26 protein-coding genes are annotated in these 25,578 nt (G+C 35.5%); 17 read left to right on the top strand and 9 right to left on the bottom strand.

Translation table 11 applies throughout. The features are described 5' to 3' along the window. Window positions 1–12: 12 nt before the first annotated feature. Window positions 13–198 carry a hypothetical protein gene (locus BB050_RS08440; RefSeq protein WP_029271150.1) on the top strand — a complete coding sequence of 62 codons (186 nt, stop codon included), beginning with the start codon at window positions 13–15 and terminating at the stop codon, window positions 196–198. An 84-nt stretch (window positions 199–282) separates the two neighbouring features. Further along, the gene (locus BB050_RS08435; RefSeq protein WP_008465541.1) at window positions 283–975 is read left to right on the top strand and encodes a DUF2461 domain-containing protein; all 693 of its coding nucleotides are present in this window, start codon (window positions 283–285) and stop codon (window positions 973–975) included. A gap of 78 nt (window positions 976–1,053) precedes the next feature. Here the strand turns inward: BB050_RS08435 and BB050_RS08430 are convergent, their stop codons facing one another. Continuing rightward, the gene (locus BB050_RS08430) at window positions 1,054–1,377 is read right to left on the bottom strand and encodes a single-stranded DNA-binding protein (RefSeq protein ID WP_008465543.1); all 324 of its coding nucleotides are present in this window, start codon (window positions 1,375–1,377) and stop codon (window positions 1,054–1,056) included. A 177-nt stretch (window positions 1,378–1,554) separates the two neighbouring features. On the opposite strand from BB050_RS08430, the gene BB050_RS08425 reads away from it, so the two are divergent. From BB050_RS08425 to BB050_RS08415, 3 genes are read left to right on the top strand one after another with little or no spacing between them, the layout of a single operon-like run. Continuing rightward, window positions 1,555–3,084: a bifunctional GNAT family N-acetyltransferase/carbon-nitrogen hydrolase family protein gene (locus tag BB050_RS08425; RefSeq protein ID WP_008465544.1), complete on the top strand. Its 1,530-nt coding sequence runs from the start codon at window positions 1,555–1,557 to the stop codon at window positions 3,082–3,084. Next, complete coding sequence (locus BB050_RS08420; RefSeq protein ID WP_008465546.1) at window positions 3,081–3,428, top strand: hypothetical protein; 348 nt, start codon at window positions 3,081–3,083, stop codon at window positions 3,426–3,428. The genes BB050_RS08425 and BB050_RS08420 overlap by 4 nt, the downstream gene beginning before the upstream one ends. A 16-nt stretch (window positions 3,429–3,444) precedes the next feature. Then, window positions 3,445–5,835, top strand: a complete 2,391-nt coding sequence (locus BB050_RS08415; RefSeq protein WP_164085584.1) for a M28 family peptidase — start codon at window positions 3,445–3,447, stop codon at window positions 5,833–5,835. A 62-nt stretch (window positions 5,836–5,897) separates the two neighbouring features. Here BB050_RS08415 and BB050_RS08410 read toward each other — a convergent pair whose 3' ends face one another. Next, window positions 5,898–6,293, bottom strand: coding sequence for a rhodanese-like domain-containing protein (locus BB050_RS08410; RefSeq protein ID WP_008465549.1), 396 nt, complete (start codon window positions 6,291–6,293; stop codon window positions 5,898–5,900). A 146-nt stretch (window positions 6,294–6,439) separates the two neighbouring features. On the opposite strand from BB050_RS08410, the gene BB050_RS08405 reads away from it, so the two are divergent. The 10 genes from BB050_RS08405 to BB050_RS08360 all read left to right on the top strand — a co-directional run bounded on the left by BB050_RS08405 (window position 6,440) and on the right by BB050_RS08360 (window position 16,372). After that, window positions 6,440–7,342, top strand: a complete 903-nt coding sequence (locus BB050_RS08405; protein ID WP_066033271.1) for a LysR family transcriptional regulator — start codon at window positions 6,440–6,442, stop codon at window positions 7,340–7,342. Continuing rightward, window positions 7,327–7,776 (top strand): GNAT family N-acetyltransferase, encoded by a 450-nt coding sequence (locus BB050_RS08400; protein WP_066033270.1) that lies wholly within the window; start codon window positions 7,327–7,329, stop codon window positions 7,774–7,776. Before BB050_RS08405 ends, BB050_RS08400 begins: the two co-directional genes overlap by 16 nt. Before the next feature lie 158 nt (window positions 7,777–7,934). Next, window positions 7,935–8,771, top strand: coding sequence for an SDR family oxidoreductase (locus tag BB050_RS08395; protein WP_066033269.1), 837 nt, complete (start codon window positions 7,935–7,937; stop codon window positions 8,769–8,771). Window positions 8,772–8,823: 52 nt separating this feature from the next. After that, window positions 8,824–9,300 carry a methylated-DNA--[protein]-cysteine S-methyltransferase gene (locus BB050_RS08390; RefSeq protein ID WP_066033268.1) on the top strand — a complete coding sequence of 159 codons (477 nt, stop codon included), beginning with the start codon at window positions 8,824–8,826 and terminating at the stop codon, window positions 9,298–9,300. Window positions 9,301–9,460: 160 nt separating this feature from the next. Further along, on the top strand, window positions 9,461–10,174 hold the full coding sequence (locus BB050_RS08385) for a 3'-5' exonuclease (protein WP_008465557.1): 714 nt from the start codon (window positions 9,461–9,463) through the stop codon (window positions 10,172–10,174). 74 nt (window positions 10,175–10,248) lie between these two features. Next, window positions 10,249–11,322 carry a winged helix DNA-binding domain-containing protein gene (locus tag BB050_RS08380; protein ID WP_066033267.1) on the top strand — a complete coding sequence of 358 codons (1,074 nt, stop codon included), beginning with the start codon at window positions 10,249–10,251 and terminating at the stop codon, window positions 11,320–11,322. A gap of 285 nt (window positions 11,323–11,607) precedes the next feature. Then, entirely contained in the window at window positions 11,608–13,047 is a 1,440-nt protein-coding gene (locus BB050_RS08375; RefSeq protein WP_008465559.1) for a nucleoside recognition domain-containing protein, read from the top strand. Between the two features lie 214 nt (window positions 13,048–13,261). Beyond that, window positions 13,262–13,921, top strand: a complete 660-nt coding sequence (locus tag BB050_RS08370) for a hypothetical protein (protein ID WP_066033266.1) — start codon at window positions 13,262–13,264, stop codon at window positions 13,919–13,921. A gap of 21 nt (window positions 13,922–13,942) precedes the next feature. Beyond that, a complete protein-coding gene (locus tag BB050_RS08365) occupies window positions 13,943–14,686 on the top strand; it encodes a hypothetical protein (protein ID WP_066033265.1) in 744 nt (247 codons plus the stop codon). A gap of 81 nt (window positions 14,687–14,767) precedes the next feature. Further along, a complete protein-coding gene (locus BB050_RS08360; RefSeq protein ID WP_066033264.1) occupies window positions 14,768–16,372 on the top strand; it encodes a fumarate hydratase in 1,605 nt (534 codons plus the stop codon). Window positions 16,373–16,493: 121 nt separating this feature from the next. On the opposite strand, the gene BB050_RS08355 is transcribed toward BB050_RS08360, so the two are convergent. Both BB050_RS08355 and dinB read right to left on the bottom strand, forming a co-directional pair. Next, window positions 16,494–16,994, bottom strand: coding sequence for a PAS domain-containing protein (locus tag BB050_RS08355; protein ID WP_066033263.1), 501 nt, complete (start codon window positions 16,992–16,994; stop codon window positions 16,494–16,496). 102 nt (window positions 16,995–17,096) lie between these two features. Further along, window positions 17,097–18,179: a DNA polymerase IV gene (gene dinB, locus BB050_RS08350; RefSeq protein WP_008465565.1), complete on the bottom strand. Its 1,083-nt coding sequence runs from the start codon at window positions 18,177–18,179 to the stop codon at window positions 17,097–17,099. A gap of 140 nt (window positions 18,180–18,319) precedes the next feature. On the opposite strand from dinB, the gene BB050_RS08345 reads away from it, so the two are divergent. Both BB050_RS08345 and BB050_RS08340 read left to right on the top strand, forming a co-directional pair. Continuing rightward, window positions 18,320–19,054 carry a metallophosphoesterase family protein gene (locus BB050_RS08345; RefSeq protein ID WP_008465568.1) on the top strand — a complete coding sequence of 245 codons (735 nt, stop codon included), beginning with the start codon at window positions 18,320–18,322 and terminating at the stop codon, window positions 19,052–19,054. A 49-nt stretch (window positions 19,055–19,103) separates the two neighbouring features. Continuing rightward, a complete protein-coding gene (locus BB050_RS08340) occupies window positions 19,104–19,631 on the top strand; it encodes a DUF6646 family protein (protein WP_066033262.1) in 528 nt (175 codons plus the stop codon). 126 nt (window positions 19,632–19,757) lie between these two features. Here BB050_RS08340 and BB050_RS08335 read toward each other — a convergent pair whose 3' ends face one another. From BB050_RS08335 to BB050_RS08315, 5 genes are all read right to left on the bottom strand, one after another. Further along, window positions 19,758–20,414 (bottom strand): CoA transferase subunit B, encoded by a 657-nt coding sequence (locus BB050_RS08335; protein ID WP_008465572.1) that lies wholly within the window; start codon window positions 20,412–20,414, stop codon window positions 19,758–19,760. A gap of 86 nt (window positions 20,415–20,500) precedes the next feature. Beyond that, a complete protein-coding gene (locus BB050_RS08330) occupies window positions 20,501–21,202 on the bottom strand; it encodes a CoA transferase subunit A (protein ID WP_066033261.1) in 702 nt (233 codons plus the stop codon). A gap of 165 nt (window positions 21,203–21,367) precedes the next feature. Further along, window positions 21,368–23,668, bottom strand: a complete 2,301-nt coding sequence (locus BB050_RS08325) for a penicillin-binding protein 1A (protein WP_066033260.1) — start codon at window positions 23,666–23,668, stop codon at window positions 21,368–21,370. Between the two features lie 9 nt (window positions 23,669–23,677). Then, on the bottom strand, window positions 23,678–24,157 hold the full coding sequence (locus BB050_RS08320; protein WP_066033259.1) for a gliding motility lipoprotein GldH: 480 nt from the start codon (window positions 24,155–24,157) through the stop codon (window positions 23,678–23,680). Continuing rightward, window positions 24,141–25,526: a PSP1 domain-containing protein gene (locus BB050_RS08315; protein ID WP_066033258.1), complete on the bottom strand. Its 1,386-nt coding sequence runs from the start codon at window positions 25,524–25,526 to the stop codon at window positions 24,141–24,143. The genes BB050_RS08320 and BB050_RS08315 overlap by 17 nt, the downstream gene beginning before the upstream one ends. Window positions 25,527–25,578 lie beyond the last annotated feature (52 nt).

Here is a 25,578-nt window from a genome sequence, read left to right as displayed (position 1 = left end):
TTCAGAGGAAAAGTGAGCAAGAAAGAAAAAGACAAGGACAAAAAAAAGGATAAAAAGAAAAAGAAAAACAAAGATATCCTTGATAAAATTAAGAAGATTGAGAATTGTAAATCTTCTTGCTGTGAGAAATATAAAAAGAGCGAAAAGAAACGCTGCTCACGCTGTCCTATGTTCGATTTATTCAAAAAAACTGCTTAACGCGATATAGAAAAACCCATCAGATTTCTCTGGTGGGTTTTTTAGTTTTAAATTGCAGTCTATTTTTGATTTTTAAGATCCATTATGAAAAACGGCGTAACAATTCCCAAATCTAGTCTTGACTTTTTGGTTCAGCTAAAAGAAAACAATAATAAACCATGGTTTGAAGAGCATAAACAGCAATATTTGATAGAACTTAATCATATTGAGAATTTTGCAGGCGCTTTACTAAAAGAACTTTCCAAAACTGATGTTTTAGAAAATACTTCTGGTAAAAAAAGTGTTTACAGAATCTATCGAGATATTCGTTTTTCTAAAGATAAAACTCCTTTTAAGACATTTTGGGGCGGAAGTTATACGCGGGCAACTGCTGCAAGACGCGGCGGTTATTATTTTCATCTGGAAAAAGGAAATAGTTTTTTTGCGGGCGGATTTTGGGGACCAAATGCTGCTGACTTAAAACGAATAAGAACTGAATTTGCTCAAGATCCCGAAACCTTTCAGGAAATTCTGAATTCTCAATCTTTCAAAAGCAATTTTGGCACTTTGCAAGGTGAACAACTTAAAACAAAACCAAAAGGTTTTGATGTGGATCATCCGGCTATTGATTTGCTTCGTTTCAAACAATTTTTGGTCATAAAACGTTTTACTGACGAAGAAGTATTAAGTCCGCAATTTTTAGAACTTGCTTTAGATGCTTTCAAAAATATGAGACCCTTTTTCGATTACATGAGCGAAGTTCTTACAACTGATGCAAATGGCGTTTCTATTTTATAAAAACAATTTACTATAAATTATAAACCCGACAGATTTTTCAAACCAATCGGGTTTAACCAACGATATTCTCTTAAAACGCTATTTACTCAGCAATAAAATTTCATTTACAACCACTTCGGTTATATAACGTTTTTCTCCGTTTTTATCATCGTAGCTTCTGTGTGTCAATTTTCCTTCGACAGCAACTTCTTTCCCTTTCACAACAAACTTTTCGATAATTTCTGCTGTTTTTCCCCAAGCTGTTATTCTATGCCATTCGGTTTGTTCTACTTTTTCTCCTTTTTCATTTTTGTAATAATCCTTTGTTGCAATCGTGATGTGTGCAAGCTTTCTTCCGTTTTCTAATGTTTTAACTTCTGGATCGTTTCCTACATTCCCAATTAATTGTACTCTGTTTTTCATGGCGTATATTATTTAAGTGTTATTATTAATGTGAACTGTTTTTCAAATTCAACATGGCAAAGATGCGAACTCTCAGCATTGACAGTCAGTTATTAACTATTTACTATCGAGTGTAACTATTTGTAAGCGTTTGTAAATGGAATTTGTTTTTTGTATATTTGAGATAAATCTTACGATATGCAGGCAAAAATTAAAAAAGTAGAGTTAAGAAACCTTGAAATTGAGGACTATAGACAATTAAAGAAATCAATGATTGAATCGTATCCAGAAATGGCCGATTCGTATTGGGGATCTGACGACATAGAAAGACTTCTCTCTATTTTTCCGGAAGGACAGCTGGTGATTTTGGTTGACGGAAAAGTGGTCGGGTCTGCCCTATCTCTTATTGTTGATGAAAAGTTGGTAGAAAAAAGACATAATTATCAACAGATTAGTGGAAACTATACCTTCTCTACTCACAATCCGAATGCGGAAATTTTATACGGAATAGATGTTTTTATTCACCCAAATTATAGAGGCTTGCGTTTAGGACGCCGATTATACGATGCCAGAAAAGAACTTTGCGAACAGCTGAATTTAAAAGCGATTGTTTTTGCAGGAAGAATCCCGAATTATAGAGAACACGCCAAAAAACTCTCTCCCAAAGCGTATATAGAAAAAGTACGCACCAAAGAACTGTACGATCCGGTTCTTTCTTTTCAGCTGAGCAATGATTTCCACGTTTTAAGAATCCTTAAAAATTATTTGGAAGGAGATGAAGAATCGAAAGAGTTTGCTGTTTTGCTGGAATGGAACAATATTTACTATGATGACAGTCCAAAACTGATTAACGTTAAGAAGGAAATTATTCGTTTAGGATTGATTCAGTGGCAGATGCGCCCGTTGAATAATGTCGAAGCGCTTTTTGAGCAAGCAGAATTTTTCATTGATGCCGTTTCGGGTTATGGTTCTGATTTTGCTTTGTTTCCAGAATTGTTTACAGCACCTTTAATGGCCGATTATAATCATTTATCTGAAGCCGAAGCTATTCGCGAATTGGCACGCCACACCGATCCAATTCGCAAGCGTTTCCAAGAATTTGCCATTTCATACAACATCAACATTATTACAGGAAGTATGCCTTATGTCGAAGGCGGAAATCTCTACAATGTTGGTTTCTTATGCAAAAGAGATGGAACTTCAGAAATGTATACCAAAATCCATATTACGCCTAATGAAGTTATTCATTGGGGAATGAAAGGCGGATCTCAATTTAAAACCTTTGATACTGATTGCGGTAAGATCGGAATTCTAATCTGTTATGATGTTGAGTTTCCAGAACTTTCTAGACTTTTGGCAGATGAAGGAATGGATATTTTGTTTGTGCCGTTTTTGACCGATACCCAAAATGGTTATACTCGTGTAAAACATTGTTCGCAAGCGCGCGCCATCGAAAATGAGTGTTATGTAGCCATAGCAGGTTGCGTTGGAAATCTTCCGAAAGTAAACAATATGGATATTCAATATGCACAATCATCTGTATTTACGCCATCCGATTTTGCTTTCCCAAGTAACGGAATCAAAGCAGAAGCAACACCAAATACAGAAATGACGCTTATTGTTGATGTTGATTTAACATTGCTAAAGGAGCTTCATGAACATGGAAGTGTAAAAACATTAAAAGACAGAAGATCTGACCTTTACGAAATTAAAAAATTGAATTCATGAAAACATGCCTCGAATGCTCAGCCAAAATTTTCGGCCGAGAAGACAAAAAATTCTGCTCCGACAGCTGTCGCAATGCCTACAATAACAAAATAAATAAAGATAGCACGAATTTCATGCGAAATATAAACAACAAGTTACGCAAAAATTACCGTATTTTGGCAGAGTTAAATGTGGATGGAAAATCTAAAGCTTCTCGAGACAAATTACTAACAAAAGGATTTGATTTTGAGTTCTTTACAAACATTTTACAGACCAAGACAGGAAATACATATTATTTCTTGTACGATCAAGGCTATCGTTCCTTGGACAACGATTATTTTATGCTTGTTAAAAAAGAAATATAGTTAGTATTAATTTACCATGAGAAAAAACCCCACCTCAATTCTAGCCATAGTCTGCGTTTTAGCTTTACTTGGCATTATATACGCCACGATGATGCCACAAGGAATCTCTAAGGACGACGAAGCGCTTGCTGAATTTTCGACCGAAAGAGCCTTAAATCAAGTTGAGATTATAGCACAGAAACCACATTATGTCGGATCTACGAATCACGAACTTGTTGCAAATTATCTTAAACTAGAATTAAACAGAATCGGATTAGAAACGAGTGTTCAGGAAGGTTTTACTCTAAATGATAAAGGTCTTTTGGTAAAGTCAAAAAATATTCTGGCTCGCATTAAAGGAACAAACAATACAAAAGCACTTTTACTTCTTTCTCATTATGACAGTGCGCCACATTCTTTCTCAAAAGGTGCAAGCGACGATGCTTCTGGTGTCGCAACAATTTTAGAAGGCGTACGTGCCTTTTTATACTCCAAACATCCTCAAAAAAACGATATTATCATACTATTTTCTGATGCAGAAGAATTAGGATTAAACGGTGCTGCTTTATTTGTAAACAAACATCCTTGGGCAAAAGACGTTGGTTTGGTTTTAAACTTTGAAGCAAGAGGATCTTCTGGTCCAAGCTATATGCTGATGGAAACCAATAAAGGAAATCAGGCTTTGGTTCAGGAATTTACTAAAGCTAAGCCCTCTCATCCTGTTTCAAATTCTTTGATGTACAGCATTTATAAAATGCTTCCAAATGATACAGATTTGACTGTTTTTAGAGAACAAGGAAACATTCAAGGATTCAATTTTGCTTTTATCGACGGGCATTTTAATTATCACACCCAGCAAGATGATGTTCAGCATTTAAACAAAACTACATTGGCGCATCAAGGCACTTACATCATGCCTTTGCTGAAATACTTTACCAACATTGATTTAAACCAGACAGAATCTACAGAAGATGATGTTTATTTCAGTGCTCCTTTTACTTTCATTAGCTATCCGTTTACATGGGTAATGCCAATGACACTGATTGCTTTTGGGTTATTGGTCTTATTTATTTTTGTCGGAAAAGTAAAAAGAATTATCACTTTCACAGAAATATTCAAAGGTTTTGTTCCGCTTTTAGGATCCATTATAATTGCTGGATTGGTCACATTTTTAGGATGGAAACTTATTCTCGAAATTTATCCGCAGTACTCTGATCTTTTAAATGGATTTACTTATAACGGACACGCTTATATTGGTGCTTTTGTTACTTTGAGCATAGCTATTTGCTTTGCTTTCTACCATCATTTCTCTGAAGCAAAAACTACGATGAACCATTTTGTGGCTCCGTTGCTACTTTGGATTATCATTAACGCGTTTTTAGCCAACAGCTTAACGGGTGCTGGATTCTTAATTATTCCTGTTTATTTCGGAATATTGCTATTCGGAATATTTGTGTTTACACAACATTATAGTTTGGGAATGAATCTACTTTTCAGTATTCCTGCCTTAGCAATTGTTGCGCCTTTTATTGTAATGTTCCCAATTGGCCTTGGACTTAAAATATTATACGGAAGTGCTGTTTTGACTGTTCTATTATTCGGATTGCTGTTGCCAATATTTGGAGCATTTGCTAAAAAAGGAGCTTGGATTGTGGTTTTCTTTATCACTTCAATTGCATTTTTCATTTATGCAGGATATCATTCAGGCTATGAATATGGAAAAGCTAAATCAAATAGCTTACTATATGTTTACAACGCCGATAACAATTCTGCTGCCTGGACAACTTATGATACGAATTTGGATGAATGGACGAAATCGTATTTAGGCGAGAAAAATCAAAAAGCAGTTGGATTGAATACGCTTCCGCTGACCAGCAAATACAATACAACATTTACTTACAGCGCAATAGCACCGGTAGTTGACGTTCCAAAACCTACAATTCAGTTTTTAAGAGACAGCGTTATTGGAAATAATAGATACTTGAAAATTAAGATTACTCCAAACAGAAAAGTAAATCGTTATGACATTTTTGCCAATCCAAAAATGACTTTTTACAACTTTAAGGCAAATGGAGTTGCTACTTCAGGAGAAAAAACTAATCGTCTTGAACGTGAAGGTTCAAAAATATTATGTTACTATGTTGTAGGCAATGAACCACTTGAAATGGAATTCTATATCAACAAATCTTCTGTTTTTGATATGGATTTAATTGAAAGTTCGTTCGATTTAATGAGCAATCCGCTATTAAATGTTAAGCCAAGAGAAAATTGGATGATGCCAACACCATTTGTATTAAACGATGCTGTTATGATTCAGCAGAAAATTAAACGATATACACCACCAGTAAAACCAATTGAAACTGCTCCTGTGGTAGACAGTTTAGCGATTTCAAAAGACAGCATAAAACCAGCTGTAACACCAGAATAGAACAATCCCTATAAATAGCAAAAAAGCAGACTTTAATTTTGATAAAGTCTGCTTTTTTATTTTTAGCATGCGCATTCAATTTTCAAACCTTGTTTTTCGCCTTTTGTTCCTTCTGTTGCATACCCATCAATCTTCCACCATTCTAGTCCGCCAATTAATTCTTTTACTTTAAATCCGAGTTTGGTCAAATTTAGTGCGCCTTTTGTAGAAGCATTGCATCCAATTCCTGTACAATAAGTAACGTAAAGCACTTCTTTATCCAAATGTTTTGTGGTTTCTGCATTCATTTCGCGATGCGGAATATTAATCGCATTCGGAATATGTTCTTCATCGTAACCAAAAGCTCTTCTAGCATCGATTACAATAATTTTTTCGCCATTGTTTAAAGCTTCAAATAAATCGGATGGATCCATTTCATAAGCTAACTTGTTTTCATAATGTTTAATTTGTGCTTCCATTTTAATTGTGTTTTATTGATTTTGTTTTCCAAAAGTAGAAGATGATTTCATGCCATAAAAACGAAAAGATTTCATCAACAGCATTACTTTTTTTCATACAAAAGCCAGTTTAAAATTTTGTTTCTTTGTGTATTAATTCTTCAAAAATGGAAATACGCCACTTAAAATTGATAAAAGCAATTGTAGAAGAAGGAAGCATTACGAAAGCGATCGATAAACTTCATTTGACACAATCGGCTTTAAGCCATCAGCTCAAAGAAGCCGAATATCAATTGGGTACTGCTATTTTTTTGAGAGTCAACAAAAAATTAGTTCTCACAAAAGCAGGCGAAAAAGTATATAACGTTGCCAATGAAATCCTTACTAAACTTGCTGAAACTGAAACTCAGATCAAACAAATGGTTTTTGGCGAATCTGGCGAAATCAGGATTAGTACCGAATGTTTTTCGAGTTATCACTGGCTCCCATCGGTTTTAAAGCAGTTCCATCTTTTATATCCCAATGTCGAATTAAAAATTGTAGCCGAAGCGACACACATTCCGTTGCAGAAATTATTGGAAAATACCATTGACATTGCCATAGTAAGCGATACCATTAAAGACAGTCATATAAAATACACCGAGCTTTTTCAAGACGAAATGGTAATGGTCGTTTCCGAAAATCATGCTTGGGCAGATAAAAAATATGTAGTTGCAGAAGATTTCATCAACGAACATCTGATTATTCATTCGCTTCCGCTTGAAACCGTTACTATTCATCAGTTTCTTTTGGCTCCAGCCAAAGTAAATCCGAAGAAAATAACTCCGATGCCTTTAACAGAAGCTTCTCTGGAAATGGTAAAAGCCGACATGGGCGTTATGTCTATGGCAAAATGGGCACTGCAGCCACATTTAAAAAACAATCCTATTAAAGCTGTAAAAATTGGAAAGAGTGGTTTGAAACGAAAACACTTTATTGCTATGCGAGCCAAAGAGAATTATCCTGATTATTTTCATCATTTTATCAGCTTTTTACAAAACGAAATCAACTTACAATGGAATATTCAATAAGAAACTGCGAAATAACAGATTTACCCAAATTGCTCATTTTACTTCAAAAACATGCAGAATTTGAAAAGGCCGAATTCTCCCCAGAAGGAAAAGGAGAAGGTTTGAAGAATGCTTTATTTGGCGAGAATCCTAAATTATTCTGCTTGGTCGTTGCCGCAAATGAAACTATTGTTGGTTATACATCCTATACTTTTGATTTTTCTACTTGGAACGCACAAACATTTCTATACATGGACTGTTTATTTTTGGAAGAAGAAACAAGAGGTTTTGGGATTGGTGAAATTTTAATCGAAAAATTAAAAGAAATCGGAAAACAAAACAATTGCGTTAATATTCAATGGCAAACACCCGAATTCAATACAAGAGCCATTAAGTTCTATAACCGAATGGGTGCAAAAGGAAAAGACAAAGTCCGATTTACGTTAACTTTGTAAATCTTTTTTGTTTTCACGCAGATTTGGCAGATTGAGCAGATTGAGCAGATTCAATTTGAAATGATTATCTGCAAGATCTTCTTAAATCATTTTTAAATCTGCGTGAAAAAAACTTTGCAACTCTGCAACTTTGTAACTTTGCATCTTAAAAAGAAAAAATGACAAAAATAAGCATACTTGGCTGCGGCTGGCTTGGACTTCCTTTAGCAAAAGCATTAATTGCAAAAGGCAATTCAGTAAATGGATCAACAACTTCACAAGACAAACTTTCTATTTTGAAAGATGCGAGAATAAATCCGTTTCTTGTCATCCTGAGCGAAGTCGAAGGAAACTTTGAAAGCGATGGAATTTCTGAGAACATTGATTCTTTTTTAGCTGAAAGCGAAATCTTAATTATAGATATTCCGCCAAAACTAAGAACAGTTGACCCAAGTTCTGAGAAGAAAGTTTTTGTTGAAAAAATCAAAAACCTAATTCCGTTTATAGAAAAATCAACAATTCAGAAAGTGCTCTTTGTAAGTTCAACTTCTGTTTACGGCGATAACAATGGTCTTGTAACAGAAAAAACGATTCCGAACCCAGATACCGAGAGTGGCAAACAATTACTTTTAGCTGAAAAATTGCTGCAAGAAAATCAAAACTTTGAAGCCACAATCCTACGTTTTGGTGGATTAATTGGTGAAGATCGCCATCCTGTTAAGTTTTTAGCTGGAAAAGAAAATATCGAAAATCCAGATGCTCCTGTCAATCTAATTCATCAGAATGACTGCATTGGCATTATCGAAGCCATCATAAATCAATCTAATTGGAATGAGGTTTTTAATGCTGCTGCGCCTTTTCATCCAATAAGAGAGGAATATTATACTCAAAAAGCTGCCCAAATGAATTTGCCTTTACCAAATTTTAGCTCTGAAAAATCGAATATTAAAAAGGCCATTTCAAGTAAAAAGATTGAAAACAGTCTAAACTATCAATTCAAGCTGGAGAATTATTAAAAAAACTTTGCGAACTTCGCGATAAACTTTTGCGCCTTTGCGGTTAAAAATTATGGAAACAGTTTACATCAGTTCACCTTTAGGAATCACCAAAATTATTGGAGATGAAAACGGTATTTCGGTAATTTCTGTTTCTGATGTTGGAACAAATGAAGTTTCTAAGGAAATTCCAAAGGTTTTACAAGATGCCGTTTTACAGTTAAATGAATATTTTGAAGGCAAAAGAACCGATTTTGACTTAAAACTGAATCCGCAAGGAACCGAATTTCAGCAGAAAGTCTGGAAATCACTTCTAGAAATTCCATACGGCAAAACGGTAAGCTACATGGATCAGACCAAAAAATTGGGCGATGTAAAAGCAATTCGTGCCGTCGCCTCAGCAAATGGCAAAAATCCACTTTGGATTGTTGTGCCTTGCCATCGCGTCATTGGAACAAATGGATCTTTGACCGGTTACGCTGGCGGATTGTCACGTAAAAAATGGCTTTTGGAACATGAAAGCCCGTCTGCACAGCAAAGCTTATTCTAAATCTCACCAAAAAGAAGGATAATTCATTCATTTATTATTTTGCAACAGATTAAAAATTTAAATTTGTGTACATTTATACAGAATAAAAATTAGTTCGATTCGTGAATTGCTTCGCCTGTTCGCTATCGGTCGGGTCGTGGCAAAACCACTATAAATGATTATGATTGAAAAAATTAATCTCAACAATATTCTCTTTCTCGATATAGAAACTGTTCCTGAAGAAGAAAACTTTAGTTCGCTTGACGCGGAAATGCAGTCGCTTTGGGATTTAAAAACGCAATATCAGCGAAAAGATGAGTTTACACCAGAAGAATTTTACGAACGCGCCGGAATCTGGGCCGAGTTCGGAAAGATAATCTGCATCTCGGTAGGCTTTTTTACAATCAAAGGAGACGTTCGAAATTTTAGAGTAACTTCATTTTTTGGTGAAGAGAAGAAAATCCTAAAGGACTTTTCGAATCTGATCAACAATCATTTTAATCAGCCTCAACATTTGTTGTGCGGACATAATTCTAAAGAATTTGATATTCCTTTTATTGCTCGAAGAATGATTATCAACCAAATGCCCATTCCCGACAAGTTGAATTTATTCGGCAAAAAACCTTGGGAAATTCCGCATTTAGATACTTTAGAGTTATGGAAGTTTGGCGATTACAAGCATTTTACTTCTTTAAAATTGCTAACGAAGATTCTTGGTGTTCCTTCGCCAAAAGGCGATATTGACGGAAGTCAAGTTGCTCATGTCTATTACGTCGAAAAAGATATTGACAGAATTATTACGTATTGCGAAAAAGACACGATTGCTGTAGCTCAGATTTTCTTGCGTTTACGTCGAGAAGATTTACTGATTGAAGATGAGATTATTCATGTGTAACTTTAAAGTTGCTAAGATGCTAAGTTTTTTAGCTACGCTGTTTAAATGAACTCAAATAACTTATATGTTTTAAAATGATTCATTCCGAAATTTCACATCATCGCATGGCTTCTCAGAAGCTTTATCAGGAAAATCAATGTTCTCCTCAGGAAATAGTATATCATTTTAGCGCTATGCAGGCTCAGGATTATGCCATGGCAAAATGGGCAATTGGTTCACGTTGCAATGCCTCTGAAAAAGAAATTGAGGAAGCCGTTAATTCGGGAAAAATTATTCGAACGCACATTCTTCGTCCTACCTGGCATTTTGTTTCTGCAGATGATATTTATTGGATGCTTGATCTTTCTGCTCCGCAAATAAAAAAGCTGGCCATTTCAGGTGCTAAAAAATTTGGAGTGGATGAAAAAAAGCTCATTCAGATCAATAATACTATTGAAAAACTACTGGCGGGAAACAATCATTTGACTCGCGATGAAATTATGCAGGAGCTTAATATCAAAAAAACATCCAAAGAAGATTTTTTAGGTGCAGCCATTATGATGAATGCAGAATTGGATGGTTTGGTTTGTAATGGCAGAATGAAAGGCAAACAAATTACGTATGCTTTGCTCGAAGAAAGAGTTGATCGGCCAAAAACCAAATTGACTAAAGAAGAAGGATTAGCAAAACTTGCTCAGAGATATTTTGAAAGTCATGGTCCGGCAACTTTACTTGATTTTTCGTGGTGGTCTGGTTTTGCACCAACAATTTGCCAAAAAGCAATTAACGCAATTGAGTTGCAATTAAATCATATTACTATTGAAAATCAGACTTTTTGGTTTTCTAAAAACCGTTCTATAGAAGAAAATTTTCGCGAAAGCGTACATTTTCTACCAGCATTTGACGAAATTTTGATTTCATACAAAACACGCGAAGCTTCATTTTCTGGAGATCATCAATCCAAAACTTTTACCAATAATGGCATTTTTAAACCCATCATTTTAGAAAACGGAAAAGTAATTGGAATTTGGAAACGAACCATTAAAAAAGATCATGTAAAAATTGAAACAGAGTTTTTTAATGAAACTGAAAATTCAAAAAAGGCAATTCTGTTTGAAGGAATTAAAGCTTTTGAAACTTATTTGGAAACCAAAGTTGTGATTGGATAATTAATTTTTCAAAATAGATAATTAGATTTCGCCCCGCTGGGGCTTTTCAATTATAGCCTGAATGATTTCTATAAATATTTTGCTCTTCCAGAGCTTTTTCATTTGTATATAATTTTGTTTGTAACGTTTAATAGCTCTAGAAGAGCGAAATATCTATAGCAAATGAAATTTTCCTATTTCAAAAAACCCCAGCGGGGCGACATATCAACTCAAATTCCTACCTCATTACACAAAATATTTATGCATTTTATTGCTAAATAATTACATTTACAAAAAAATGTAATTATGGTATTGAGCAGATTTTGGTTAGTTATTTTTATTTCTTCGATTCTTTTTATTGTAGTCAGTTTATTTACTGCCAATACTTATACCATTGATTCTGTTTTGAATGGAAAAAAAGATGATCCTATTTTAGTGTCTGAAAAATACATCGAAGAGCTTCCGGCTTTCTTAAAAGACAGTATTCAAAAAGCTCCAGATCAAACCATGATCATCAATCGTGATACGCTAAATGCTGACACAACGTATGTTTACAAAAACAAAACCGTAAAAATTTACAGCGGTCTTCAAAAATCTGACGGATTGCTGCCAACTTGCAAAAGCACTTTAGTCGATTTAATTTTGCCTCTTATTGCCTATTTGGCTTTTTTCTGCGGATTAATGGAACTTTTAATCGTTTCTGGAGCTTCTGGAAACTTGGCAAAAGCCTTGAGTCCTGTATTTGTAAAAGTTTTTCCAAGCATTCCTAAAAACCATCCTTCGATATCTTACATGACCTTAAACTTTGCTGCCAATTTCTTGGGATTGGATTCGGCCGCAACACCTTTTGGATTAAAAGCAATGGAAAGTTTACAGGAAATAAACCCTGAAAAAGATAAAGCCAGCGACGCACAAATCATGTTTATGTGTCTTCACGCTTCTGGATTAACCTTAATCGCAACTTCAATTATCGGTTATCGCGCTGCCGCAAATGCCAGTAATCCTGCTGATGTGATGCTGCCGTGTATCATTACGTCGTTTATCGGAACCATTGCAGCTTTTTTAATTGTCGGAGTCAAACAGAAAATCAATTTCAAAAGTGCTTCACTTTTAATTGGTTTAATGGGATTAATTGCTGCAATTGTTGGTTTATTGATGTATGTGAATCATTTAGATTTAATTGGAAAAAACTATTTTACCTCTAACCTTTCTGGATTAATTTTATTGGCGATTATAGTGTTTACGCTAATTTTTTCTTTCAAACATGAGAAAAAATTCAGAGAAGCAGACACTACCGTGTTCGATACTTTTGTTGTTGGCGCCAATAACGGAGTTAAAACTGGAGTTACAATTTTTCCATATGTTTTAGGAATGTTAGTTGCAATTTCGCTTTTTAGAAACAGCGGTTTATTTGAAATCATTAGTGATGCGATCGGATTTATCTTTTCGAATCTTGGCGTAAGCAAAGAAATTACAAATGCGCTTCCTGTTGCCATGTTGCGTCCGTTTAGCTCCGCAGGTTCGAGAGGTTTCTTAATCGATTCGATGAATACATTCGGAGCCGATTCTTTGACCGCTAGATTGAGCAGTATCTTCCAATGCAGCGCCGAAAGTACATTTTATGTTATTGCGGTTTACTTTGGTTCTGTAAACATAAAAAACACTCGTTATGCATTAGGCACAATGCTATTGGTGGATTTAATCTGTGTTATTACGGCGATTTTTGTAGCAACTTGGTTTTTCTAAGACAAGCAAAAGCATCAAAATAAACGCTTCTTATTTTTCTTAAAGATCTTTAAAACAACAAATAAAGATTGTTGTTTTAAAGTTTTGATATAAGTCAACCCCATGAATCAGACGCATTATCCTACATTATTTTTTGATTTTTTATAAAAAACCTCTTATAATTTTATACTTTAGCCTTCTAACATAAATAAAACAATTAAATATTCCCCCAAATATGTTTAAATGGTTTTTAAGTAAAAAAAAGGAATCTAAGAGTTCCGAAAAATTCGAATGCGCTGAAGAGCCAAAACCTACAGAAAAGACTGTATCAGTACAAAACAAATTCGACACAAACAAAATGGACTGGCTCATTAATGACTCGCTTCTTGCGTTTATGCCTCGCGAATTATTTATGCACTATTCTGATGCTAACACCGCACCAGATCCTCAAGACCCTTCCTGGCAAAATCAAGGGCTGTATTTTTGGAAAGAAAAGGAAGCTTTTGAAAACAAATCTCTCCCAGAGTTTTTTGAAACTATGGACCAGAAATTATTTATCATCAATGAAGTTCCAGACTATATTTCACTGGTTTCAGGAAAAGCGATGCCTTGGTTTGGAATGCCTGGAGGTGGAGAAAAATTCTTTTTCAGATATGATGAGACTACGCCCGTAACTTTAGAAGAAGCCCACAAACTCAATATTATCAATTATGTTGAAATTGTGGAATTAAATCAGGACAACTTGAGTGTTTTAAACGACAGGGACAATTATTGCTTTTTAATTGATCCTTACGAAGTGAAATACGAAGACCAGCTTTTTTATCTTAATGGCGAAAAAATATCGCTAGCAGAACTTTATCAAAAAAAGAAACTTTTAGTTCTATCTGTTGAATAAAATCACTTTTGAATTATAATTATGAAAATCCACACTCTTTTCTTCCTGCTCGTTTTAATAGGATGCCAAAAAACAAAACCTACAGATGCTACTGCCCCAATTGCAGAAATCATGGAACCGCAAGAAACATTGGAAGTTACAAATGATGAAAAGATCATTAAAACTGACACTGTTTCTATTTATTCTGACGGGACAGAATCGTCTACAGATTACATTCTGGCTCATTTAGTAGATCAGCAGGCAGATAAGGACAGTATTGTTACTGTAAAATACCGATTGGATTTTTATCAGAATAAAACCAAAACCGCATCTTCAAAAATTGCTATCAAAGGTTTTGAAAAAGGTTCTGAATGGATGGCGTCTTATGGATTGACATCTGAAACTTCTAAAAATTCTCCTTTTATACAACTTACCGTTGGCTATCCCGCTTGTGGCTATTCCCATGACAACTATCTGTATTATCTTAAAAACAAAGGTCTACAGCTAGTTCACCAATGGAGTACAATGTCTGATAGCGGCTGGGGAAGTTGGGTTGAAATAGAAAATCCTTCTGCAAATTCTGACCCAAAATCTTTTTATTGCAAAACTGTTGCATTTGTGCCTGCAGATGAAGATGAAAACCTAGACATGGGAATCCTTTCGCACTCTGACTCAATATCTTTCGAATTAAAGAACAACAAATGGAAGAAGATTCTGTTATCTGCAAAAGACAAACCGTACTTCGAAAAAAAGATGACGTTTGATCAATTTAATAGCACCGACTAAAAATCATAAAACTGCTCAAGAGTTCTTATTCAAATTCTTTCTTAGGTAAATAATTTCTAAATTTGTAAAAAAACAAAACTAATGATTGATTTTATATACCAAGATCCTTATCCGATCTTAAAAGATGATACGCAGTACCGCAAAATCACTTCTGATTATGTAAAAGTTGAAAAATTTGGAGAACGTGAAGTTTTAACCGTTGACCCAAAAGGTTTAGAGTTATTGGCAGAAGAAGCTTTGACAGATGTTTCATTTATGTTGAGAACTTCTCATTTGCAAAAACTAAGAAAAATTCTTGATGATCCAGAAGCTACTGACAACGATCGATTTGTAGCTTACAATTTACTCCAAAATGCATCTGTTGCAGCTGAAGGTCAGTTACCAAGCTGTCAGGATACAGGAACTGCAATCGTTATGGCGAAAAAAGGAGAAAGCATCTTTACAGGTGTTGACGATGCAGAATGGTTAAGCCGCGGTATTTTCAATACGTATCAAAAAAGAAATTTACGTTATTCTCAGATTGTTCCGATTTCGATGTTTGAAGAAAAGAATTCAGGATCAAATCTTCCTGCACAAATTGATATTTATGCTAAAAAAGGAGCTTCTTACGAATTTTTGTTTATGGCAAAAGGTGGAGGATCTGCAAACAAAACGTATTTATATCAGCAGACAAAATCTTTATTGAATGAAAAATCACTTGACGAATTCATTCGCACTAAAATCAAAGATTTAGGAACTTCTGCTTGTCCTCCATACCACTTGGCTTTAGTTATTGGCGGAACTTCTGCTGAAGCCAACTTAAGCGCTGTTAAAAAGGCTTCTGCTGGATATTACGACAATCTTCCAACATCTGGAAATATGGCTGGTCAGGCTTTTCGTGATCACGAATGGGAAGAAAGAGTTCAAAAAATCTGCCAAGAAAGTGCCATCGGTGCTCAGTTTGGAGGAAAATATTTCACACATGACGTTCGTGTAATCCGTTTGCCTCGTCACGCCGCTTCTTGTCCGGTTGGACTTGGAGTTTCTTGCTCTGCAGATAGAAACATCAAAGGGAAAATCACTAAAGACGGAATCTTTGTTGAACAGTTAGAAACAAATCCAAAACAATTTTTGCCAGAAACAGCTCCTCATTTAGAAGCTCCTGTAGAAATTGATTTAGATCAGCCAATGGCAGATATTTTAGCAAAACTATCTCAATATCCTGTTAAAACGCGTTTAAAATTAAACGGAACTGTAATTGTTGCTAGAGATATTGCTCACGCAAAAATCAAAGAATTACTAGATGCTGGAAAACCAATGCCTGATTATTTCAAGAATCACCCAGTATATTATGCTGGTCCAGCAAAAACCCCAGAAGGAATGGCTTCAGGAAGCTTCGGACCAACAACTGCGGGTCGTATGGACGTTTATGTGGATGAATTCCAGAAAAATGGCGGAAGTATGATTATGCTTGCAAAAGGAAACCGAACTAAACAAGTGACTGATGCCTGCAACAAATACGGAGGATTCTACTTAGGTTCGATTGGAGGTCCTGCTGCTATTTTGGCTCAAGATAACATCTTAAAAGTTGAAGTTGTTGACTTTGAAGAGTTAGGAATGGAAGCTGTACGTAAAATCACGGTTAAAGATTTTCCTGCATTTATCATTACAGACGATAAAGGAAATGATTTCTTTGCAAACTTGTAAAAGTGTTCTGCCACAAAGACACTAAGACACAAAGTTTTTTTATAATAAAAGCCACCTATTGGTGGCTTTATTTTTTCTTCTTTTTCAAAACATCTTTGCGTCTTTGAGCCTTCGTGGCCAATTAAGCGCTTAAATCTTGTTTTTCAAAAGCTATAAAATGTGATATTTCTCCTTTCAAGTTATACACTGGCGAAGCATCAATTTTACATTTATAAGTCTGTCCATTTTTTCTATAATTTTCAAGCGTTTTTGCAAAAGGTATCTGTTTTTTAACCGCTTCCCTGATTTCCTTTAAATCTTTTTGGGAAGTTGCTGGACCTTGAAACATCTTCGGCGTCTTTCCTAAAACTTCCTCCTCTTTGTAACCTGTCATTCTTTTTAGGCCGCTAGAAGCGAAAACTATTTTCAGATTTAGATCAGTCACCAAAACCACTTCTTGTTTAATTCTCTCTTGAATATTGAGCTTTTTCTCATCCCAGACAAATTCATCTGAAATCTTACTGACTCTCTCCAAATCACTGCTTAACGCTTTTAGCTCATTTAGATATTCATAATGAAAATCCCAAGATAAGATTGGAACTGAATTTCGCTGCACTAGATCATCAGAATTTTTATTTTTCATATTAAAACAATTCAGAAGATGAATAGATCTTTTTCCCCAAAGATACAAGAAAAATCCTGTTATAAAAAGACATGAATCTTAATATACGATTAAAAATCATTATCAAAATGTAAATTTTAATTGAACCGCAACTGCTTTTTTTACTTCGGTATTCAAATTACTTAATGAAATTCCAAGCAATCTAACAGAATCCTTCATTTTTTCCTGGTACAATAGTTCTTCGACATTTTCCATAATCAAACTTTTATCAGAAATAAAATAAGGCAAAGTCTTGCTTCTTGTCTGTTGCGAGAAATCGCTGTATTTAATCTTGAGCGTAATGGTTTTCCCTGAAACATTATACCTCTTTAGACGCTTTTCTAACGAACTTGCAATTCGTTCCAATTGTTCCATCATGAAAATTTCAGAAGACAAATTCACATCAAAAGTATGCTCTGCCGCAACAGATTTAGCAATCCGAGAAGATTTTACTTCACTGTTATGAATTCCTCGAACAACATGGTAATAAAACGCTCCAGATTTACCGAAGTGTTTCTCTAAAAACTCCAAAGACTTGCTTTTCAAATCGGTTCCCGTAAAAATTCCGAGTTGGTACATTTTTTCCGTAGTGACCTTTCCAACTCCATAAAATTTACGGATTGGAAGATCTTCCAGAAAAGCTTCCACTTCATCAGGGTTTACGGTTTTTTGTCCGTTTGGTTTGTTATAATCGCTGGCAATTTTGGCCACAAATTTATTGACTGAAATACCTGCTGATGCCGTTAGTCCGACTTCATTAAAAATTCTGGTTCTAATTTCCTGCGCTAGAAGACTTGCGCTCGGATTTCCTTTTTTGTTTTTAGTAACATCTAAATAAGCTTCGTCAAGCGAAAGAGGTTCTACTAGGTCAGTGTATTCATGAAAAATTTTATGAATTTTGGATGAAATCTCTTTATAGCGGTCAAATCTTGGTCTGACGAAGATAATTTCTGGACAGTATTTTTTGGCTAAAACTCCACTGATGGCACTCCGAACTCCAAATTTTCTAGCTTCGTAACTTGCAGCAGAAACCACACCGCGATTCTCTGAACCGCCAACCGCAACGGGTTTTCCTCTTAACTCTGGATTGTCCATCTGCTCTACCGATGCATAAAAGGCATCCATATCAATGTGAATTATTTTACGATATGTTGGTGTTTCAGACATATTGCAAATTTAAAAAGGAAAAACAATAAAAAAACGCTGTAAGTAGTTATAAATCATATCAATTTTTAAAGAATGCGAATTCGATGAGCCCAAACCAATTATTCTTTCTATTTTTGTTCTTCTACTCGAAAAATTAAATAATGCGAACATTTGTTATAGGTGACATTCATGGCGGATTACTTGCACTTGAACAAGTACTCGAGAGAGCCAAAGTTACTACTGAAGATACTCTCATTTTTTTGGGCGATTATGTTGACGGCTGGAGCCAGTCTGTTGAAGTAATTGACTATTTGATTGATTTAAAAAGCAAACAAAATATCATCTGCATAAGAGGAAACCATGACCAGCTTGCTTTAGACTGGTTAGAAGAAAGGCACGATGATTTTGATGAAGAAATGTGGTACAAACATGGTGGCAAAGCTACTGTTGAAGGCTACGCGAAAATTTCTGAAGAGAAAAAAAGAGCTCATATCGAATTTCTAGAAAATCTGCAGGATTATTATCTTGATGATCAAAACCGTTTGTTTGTTCATGCGGGCTTTACCAATTTGAATGGTGTAAAATGGGAATATTTTTCAAAACTATTTTATTGGGACAGAACACTTTGGGAGACTGCTCTTTCATTAGACCCTAAATTAAAAGAAGACGACCTACACTATCCCAAAAGATTTACCGTTTATAAGGAAGTTTATATTGGCCACACTCCTGTTACCCGAATCGGCGAAACGGTTCCTGTAAATAAAGCGTGTGTCTGGAACGTGGATACAGGCGCTGCATTTAGAGGTCCGCTTACAATTTTAGATGTCGACACCAAGGAGTACTGGCAAAGCGAGCCATTAAACGAACTCTATTTTAACGAAAAAGGTAGGAATTAATTTGTTTAAAAGTTACATTTGCTGCCCAAATAATTAATATTAAATTTTTATGAAAAAGGTTATTACACTTTTGTTTTTAGTGACATTCGGATTTGTTAATGCTCAAGAAGCTTTCAAAGGAAAGGGAGATATTAAAGTAAACGTAGGAGCTAATTTACAAGATGGTGGTTCTGGAATTCAAGGTTCTGTTGATTTTGGTTTAGGAGAAAATTTCTCTTTTGGTTTTGTTGCTAACTATATACTAGGATTTGACAACTTCAATGGTTACTACCACGGAAGTGCAGATCTTTATCACGATGTTGAACCAGATTTCTCAGATCGTTTTGATGCAAAAGCAAGAATCAATGCTAACTTATCTAGTGTAATTGGCGTAAAAGAATTGGACGTTTACCCTGGATTAAGCTTAGGCTTACATAATTTCGGCGGACACGTTGGCGGTCGTTATTTCTTTACTGACGGATTTGGTGTTTTCACAGAAATCGGATTCCCAATTGCAAAATATGGTTCAAACAATGATCCTTTTTATCATTTGAATAATCAAGCTACTTTTAGTTTAGGAGCTTCTTTTAACTTATAATATTTTTTGCCGCAAAGGCACTAAGTCACAAAGTTTTTTAAGATAAAAACCGCCTTATTGGGCGGTTTTTTTGTTTTTCTCTTTTACAAAATACTTCGAGTCTTTGTGCCTTTGCAGCAATTTCTCCTAAATTAACATTTCAGGAATTTCCCCTTCAATAATCAAATCGGCTTCGGTTGAGGCGATGATGTGTTCGACAGACACGCCTGGCGCTCGTTCTAAGAGCTTAAAACCTTTTTCGGTTACTTCTAGAACTGCAAGCTCAGTAACAACCTTTTTAACGCATCCTACGCCCGTTAATGGCAAAGTGCATCTTTTTAAGATTTTGGACTCTCCTGCTTTGTTTACATGCATCATGGCAACGATGATATTTTCGGCAGAAGCAACAAGATCCATTGCTCCACCCATTCCTTTTACCATTTTACCTGGAATTTTCCAATTGGCGATGTCTCCGTTTTCAGAAACTTCCATGGCTCCAAGAATCGTCAAATCAACTTTCTGGCTACGAATCATTCCAAAACTAAACGCCGAATCAAAGAAACTTGCACCTGGAAGCGTTGTAATGGTTTGTTTTCCTGCATTGATAATATCGGCATCTTCTTCTCCTTCAAAAGGGAAAGGTCCCATTCCGAGAACGCCGTTTTCACTTTGAAATTCAACTGCAATATCCTCTCTAACATAATTCGCTACCAAAGTTGGAATACCGATTCCAAGATTTACAAAATAACGGTCTTTTACCTCTTTTGCAATTCGTTTTGCTATATCTTCTTTACTAAGTGCCATAATAATGTGTCAATTAGAGAATTTGATAATTAGATAATTCTTTACACGATGTATTAAACTATCTAATTGTCACATTTTCTCATTATCTAATTTCTAGTTCTTACTGTACGTTGTTCAATTCTCTTTTCAAACTTTTCTCCTTGAAAGATACGCTGCACCATAATTCCTGGAATATGAATCTGATTTGGATCTAAAGAACCTACTGGAACCAATTCTTCCACTTCGGCAATTGTTATTTTTCCTGCGCCCGCCATACAAGCATTAAAGTTTCTTGCTGTTCCTTTAAAAATAAGGTTTCCAGCTTCGTCGCCTTTCCAAGCTTTTACAATGGCAAAATCGGCTTTGAAAGCTTCTTCCATGATGTGCATTTTTCCGTTGAATTCACGTGCTTCTTTTCCCTCTGCTACTTCCGTTCCGTAACCAGCTGGTGTAAAGAATGCCGGAATTCCTGCCTGAGCCGCACGGCAACGTTCTGCAAGAGTTCCTTGTGGGGTTAATTCAACTTCTAATTCTCCAGAAAGCATCTGACGTTCGAACTCGGCATTTTCTCCAACATAAGAAGAAATCATTTTTTTGATCTGCTTTTTTTGCAATAGTAATCCCAAACCAAAGTCATCAACTCCAGCATTATTAGAAATACAAGTTAAATCTGAAATTGATGTATTGACTAATGCTGCAATTGTATTTTCAGGAATACCGCACAATCCGAAACCACCAAACATGATGGTCATGCCGTCTTTAATTCCTTCAATAGCTTCCTGAACGCTATTTACTTTTTTTGTTATCATAACAAACTATCTTTATTGCTGAATATTTTTGATAAAAATAAGATTTTTAGATTAAATTATAACGATTTCGTAAAAATAAAACCGAAATAAAAATCCCTTTACTAATCTTCTAAAAGAATCGTAAAGGGATTGAAATATAATTAGATGCACTTTATTGCAACAATGTTACAATTCAAATTCATCAGTATTTTGTTCCGTTTGTGTAGTATCTTTTACTACAGCTGGTCTTTGATAGCAATCTACTTTGATAGAGAGGTTTGCTGGACGCTCAAATTCAGATTTTGAAATCTGAAGATTTTTATCGGCATAACACTTTTTCATGAAATAACCCCAAACTGGTAAAGCTGCTGTAGCTCCTTGTCCGTAAGTCAAACTTTTGAAACGCGCTGAACGATCTTCACATCCAACCCAAACTCCAGTTACTAAGTTAGGGACCATTCCCATAAACCATCCATCAGATTGATTTTGCGTTGTCCCTGTTTTACCTGCAATAGGGTTTGTAAACATATATGGGTAACCTGTCCAACGGTTATCTCCGCTTCCTCCGCCTTGTGTACGCAAACGTACACCAGAACCACTTTCTGTTACCCCTTGAAGCAATTTAATTACTGCAAAAGCAATATCTTTATTTAAAACGTCATGAGACTCTGGAATTGGCTCGTAGATAACCTCACCACTTTTGTTCTCAATTCTGCTTAAAAACTGTGGTTTTACATACACTCCTTGGTTAGCAAATGTGCTATACGCCGCAACCATATCTTCAACTGTAATATCAACTGCACCTAGTGCAATTGAAGGCTGAACTGGAATTTCTGTTTTAACTCCTAATTTTTTAGTCAATTCTACAACAGCTTCTGGACTTGTTCTGTCAATTAATTTAGCTGAAACTGTATTGATAGAAGCCGCCAAAGCTTGTTTTAAAGTTACCATCCCTCTGTATCTGTAATCAGAGTTTCTTGGCTCCCAATCTTCTGTTACGTGGTGACGTCCTTTATGAATCATAAACGGTCCGTCCAAAATAGAATCACAAGGAGACATATTCAGTTCTTCGATTGCCGTTGCATAAACGAAAGGCTTAAAAGTAGAACCTACTTGTCTCGCTCCCTGTCCTACGTGATCGTATTGGAAATATTTGTAGTTAATTCCACCAACCCAAGCTTTAATTGCTCCAGTTTGAGGTTCCATTGACATTAAACCAGATTGCAAAAAGTGTTTATAATAACGAATAGAATCTAATGGCGTCATTACAGTATCTCTTTCTCCCTTCCAAGTAAAGACACGCATTTTTGTTTTTACTTTGAATGAAGCAATGATATCATCTTCGCTTTTATCCATTTCTTTCATCTGAGCCCAGCGAACAGAATTCTTCATCGCCTGCATCATGATTCTGTCTGTTTCAGCTTGTGTAATATTTACGAAAGGAGCGTTTTTATTGTTTTTTTGATCAATAAAAAACTGTTGTTGAAGGTTTTGCATGTGAGCAGCAACCGCTTCTTCAGCATAAGTTTGCATTCTAGAATCTATCGTCGTGTAAATTTTAAGACCGTCTTTGTAAATGTCGTAATCAGATCCGTCTGGCTTTTTATTTTCTGCAACCCATTTCTTCATGTAATCACGAAGATATTCTCTAAAATAAGTCGCTATACCTTCACGGTGGCTTTCCAATTTAAATTTCAACGTAATTGGCAATGCTTGAAGTCTTTCTTTTTCAGCTTCTGAAATCATTTTTGCTTTTGCCATTTGAGATAAAACCACATTACGACGGTTTTTTACTCCTTGTGGATTACGAACTGGATTATAAAGACCTGAGTTTTTGAACATTCCAACCAAAATAGCCGATTCGTCTATGGTCAAATCTTTTGGATCTTTAGAAAAATAAGTTTGCGCTGCAGAACTTACTCCAACAGAATAATTTCCGAAGTCATAAACGTTGCAGTACATTGCCAGAATCTCATTCTTTGTATATTGCCTTTCTAGACGAATAGCGATAATCCATTCCTTTATTTTTTGTACAATCCTGAAAGGCAAAAACTTAGAACCTTCACCATGAAACAACTGTTTTGCAAGCTGTTGTGTTAAGGTACTCGCTCCTCCGTTTGTTCCTAAACTAAAAACGGCTCTCAAAGTTCCGCGTCCGTCAATTCCTGAATGTTCGTAGAAACGTGCATCTTCAGTGGCAACAAGCGCTTCAACTAAATTTTTAGGCAAATCAGAATATTTAAGCTGAGATCTATTGGTTTTAAAATATTTACCTAACACTACGCCGTCAGAAGAGATAATTTCAGTAGCAAGGTTTGAATCTGGATTTTCTAAATCTTCAAACGAAGGCATAGATCCAAATAAACCCCAAGAGGCAAATAAAAAGAAGGCCAAAACTCCTAAAAGCGAGTATGCAAAAACCCTCCAGAATTTCTTTTTGTAATAATTAATATCCTTGTTAGATTGATTGTTTTTTTTAGCAGCCATAACTATTTTCTAATCTTTTTGTTCTATTCTAAAACCAACGTCTGTAATTCCTTGTAAAGCTTCAACACCAGGAATTTTACCTGATTGTCTGACGGCTTGTTTGATGTGAACTTTGTATTTTCCTCTAAACTTTACATCTTCTTTGTAATACAGTTTACTTTCTTTTATATCTGAAAATCCGTTTCCTAATAATGTTCCGTCCGGCTCAGCCATTTGGTATTCTAAAGTATCCACTTTTGTAAATCCGTTTGGCATTTCCATCGAAACAATCAAAAACAAATTATTAAACGGATAATTGTTGTTATCTCGTATGTTTACAAAAGCATTGTATATTTTTGTAGAATCTAAAACCGGCAGATCAAAGGTTATAATACTGTCTTTATGCCAAGCACTTCCAACAGATTTATACTCATCGAATACTCTTTTTTTGTCGCAAGAAAAAAGAAGTATCGCTACCAACAGAAGAATTCCGCTATTTTTTATTCTCATTTTTAGTATTCGTTATTGGTTTTCTAGGTTCAGCAGGTTTATTTTCATTTGAATTCTGCTTATTCGGATTGTTTTTATTCGAATTATGCTTCTTCTTATTCTTGTTTGGATTGTTTGGCTTATTTCCATTGCCATTAGGGCTTCCATTATTCGGATTATTATTTCCTGCTGGCTTAGCGTTATTCGCATTTTTTTCCTGCTGTGGTTTTGCTGGAGCTGCAACACCAGCCGCCTCTGCATTTTGTTTACGCTTGCGATTTGGTTTTTTCTTTCTTTTTGGCTGGTCAAAACGAGTCAAGCTCTCTTGTCCCATTGCGTTATTGAAGTCTTTTTCTGGTTCTGAAGTAACCTCAATAGCAAAATCTTCTAAAGAAGAAACTTTATTCTTCAGCTTGTTTTCAGCAATAATTTCTTTAACCTGATCAATTTTCAAAACGTGCCAGTTTGCAAAGTTGTTGGTATAAGCAAACCACATTAATCCTTTAAAAATATCCTGTTTTTGACAAACTGCATCACCTTTTTCGGTAATCAATTTGGTATCATAATCTGGAAAATCTTTTAAAGCATCCATGTAAGTGTCTAACTCATAGTTTAGACAGCATTTCAGCTTTCCGCATTGTCCCGCTAATTTCTGCGGATTCAATGATAACTGCTGATAACGCGCTGCAGAAGTATTCACGCTTCTAAAATCTGTTAACCAAGTCGAACAGCAAAGCTCACGTCCGCAAGAACCAACTCCGCCTAAACGCGCCGCTTCCTGACGGAAGCCCACTTGTTTCATTTCTACTCTGGTGCTGAATTCTTTAGCAAAATCTTTAATCAGCATTCTAAAATCGACACGGTCATTTGCTGTGTAGTAAAAAGTCGCTTTTGATCCGTCTCCTTGAAATTCGATATCCGAAATTTTCATTTCCAATTTATGCTGAATCGCCAATTCACGCGCACGAACTTTCATTGGTTCTTCGCGATCGCGGGCAACAGACCAGATATCGATATCTTTTTGAGATGCTTTTCTGTAAATTTTCGGAACGTCATTACTTTCGTAATTCACTCCTTTTTTCTTCATTTGAATCTTTACCAATTCTCCTGTAAGAGTCACAATTCCAATATCATGTCCTGGCGAAGCAACAGTTGCTACAATATCGCCAATACTTAAAGTTAATTTCTCTGAATTTCTAAAAAATTCCTTGCGTCCGTTCTTAAAACGAACCTCAACACAATCAAAAATCGCCTCTCCATTAGACGGACTCATGTTAGAAAGCCAGTCAAAAACCGTCAATTTGTTGCAGCTATCGGTGCCGCAAGTCCCATTATTTTTACAACCTTTTGGTGTGCCACCGTCTGAGGTTGAACAACTTGTACATGCCATAATTATATATGTAGTGCTGCCAAAATGCAGCTTAAGTTCATAAACGTTTGAT

This window comes from Flavobacterium anhuiense (assembly GCF_001705175.1).
GTDB lineage: Bacteria > Bacteroidota > Bacteroidia > Flavobacteriales > Flavobacteriaceae > Flavobacterium > Flavobacterium anhuiense.
This window is presented reverse-complemented; position numbering and strand designations above follow the sequence as displayed.

Coding starts and splice junctions, on each gene's coding strand:
- BB050_RS08435 (WP_008465541.1), top strand. CDS start 283: ATGAAAAACGGCGTAACAATTCCCAAATCTAGTCTTGACTTTTTGGTT.
- BB050_RS08430 (WP_008465543.1), bottom strand. CDS start 1,377: ATGAAAAACAGAGTACAATTAATTGGGAATGTAGGAAACGATCCAGAA.
- BB050_RS08425 (WP_008465544.1), top strand. CDS start 1,555: ATGCAGGCAAAAATTAAAAAAGTAGAGTTAAGAAACCTTGAAATTGAG.
- BB050_RS08420 (WP_008465546.1), top strand. CDS start 3,081: ATGAAAACATGCCTCGAATGCTCAGCCAAAATTTTCGGCCGAGAAGAC.
- BB050_RS08415 (WP_164085584.1), top strand. CDS start 3,445: ATGAGAAAAAACCCCACCTCAATTCTAGCCATAGTCTGCGTTTTAGCT.
- BB050_RS08410 (WP_008465549.1), bottom strand. CDS start 6,293: ATGGAAGCACAAATTAAACATTATGAAAACAAGTTAGCTTATGAAATG.
- BB050_RS08405 (WP_066033271.1), top strand. CDS start 6,440: ATGGAAATACGCCACTTAAAATTGATAAAAGCAATTGTAGAAGAAGGA.
- BB050_RS08400 (WP_066033270.1), top strand. CDS start 7,327: ATGGAATATTCAATAAGAAACTGCGAAATAACAGATTTACCCAAATTG.
- BB050_RS08395 (WP_066033269.1), top strand. CDS start 7,935: ATGACAAAAATAAGCATACTTGGCTGCGGCTGGCTTGGACTTCCTTTA.
- BB050_RS08390 (WP_066033268.1), top strand. CDS start 8,824: ATGGAAACAGTTTACATCAGTTCACCTTTAGGAATCACCAAAATTATT.
- BB050_RS08385 (WP_008465557.1), top strand. CDS start 9,461: ATGATTGAAAAAATTAATCTCAACAATATTCTCTTTCTCGATATAGAA.
- BB050_RS08380 (WP_066033267.1), top strand. CDS start 10,249: ATGATTCATTCCGAAATTTCACATCATCGCATGGCTTCTCAGAAGCTT.
- BB050_RS08375 (WP_008465559.1), top strand. CDS start 11,608: ATGGTATTGAGCAGATTTTGGTTAGTTATTTTTATTTCTTCGATTCTT.
- BB050_RS08370 (WP_066033266.1), top strand. CDS start 13,262: ATGTTTAAATGGTTTTTAAGTAAAAAAAAGGAATCTAAGAGTTCCGAA.
- BB050_RS08365 (WP_066033265.1), top strand. CDS start 13,943: ATGAAAATCCACACTCTTTTCTTCCTGCTCGTTTTAATAGGATGCCAA.
- BB050_RS08360 (WP_066033264.1), top strand. CDS start 14,768: ATGATTGATTTTATATACCAAGATCCTTATCCGATCTTAAAAGATGAT.
- BB050_RS08355 (WP_066033263.1), bottom strand. CDS start 16,994: ATGAAAAATAAAAATTCTGATGATCTAGTGCAGCGAAATTCAGTTCCA.
- dinB (WP_008465565.1), bottom strand. CDS start 18,179: ATGTCTGAAACACCAACATATCGTAAAATAATTCACATTGATATGGAT.
- BB050_RS08345 (WP_008465568.1), top strand. CDS start 18,320: ATGCGAACATTTGTTATAGGTGACATTCATGGCGGATTACTTGCACTT.
- BB050_RS08340 (WP_066033262.1), top strand. CDS start 19,104: ATGAAAAAGGTTATTACACTTTTGTTTTTAGTGACATTCGGATTTGTT.
- BB050_RS08335 (WP_008465572.1), bottom strand. CDS start 20,414: ATGGCACTTAGTAAAGAAGATATAGCAAAACGAATTGCAAAAGAGGTA.
- BB050_RS08330 (WP_066033261.1), bottom strand. CDS start 21,202: ATGATAACAAAAAAAGTAAATAGCGTTCAGGAAGCTATTGAAGGAATT.
- BB050_RS08325 (WP_066033260.1), bottom strand. CDS start 23,668: ATGGCTGCTAAAAAAAACAATCAATCTAACAAGGATATTAATTATTAC.
- BB050_RS08320 (WP_066033259.1), bottom strand. CDS start 24,157: ATGAGAATAAAAAATAGCGGAATTCTTCTGTTGGTAGCGATACTTCTT.
- BB050_RS08315 (WP_066033258.1), bottom strand. CDS start 25,526: ATGGCATGTACAAGTTGTTCAACCTCAGACGGTGGCACACCAAAAGGT.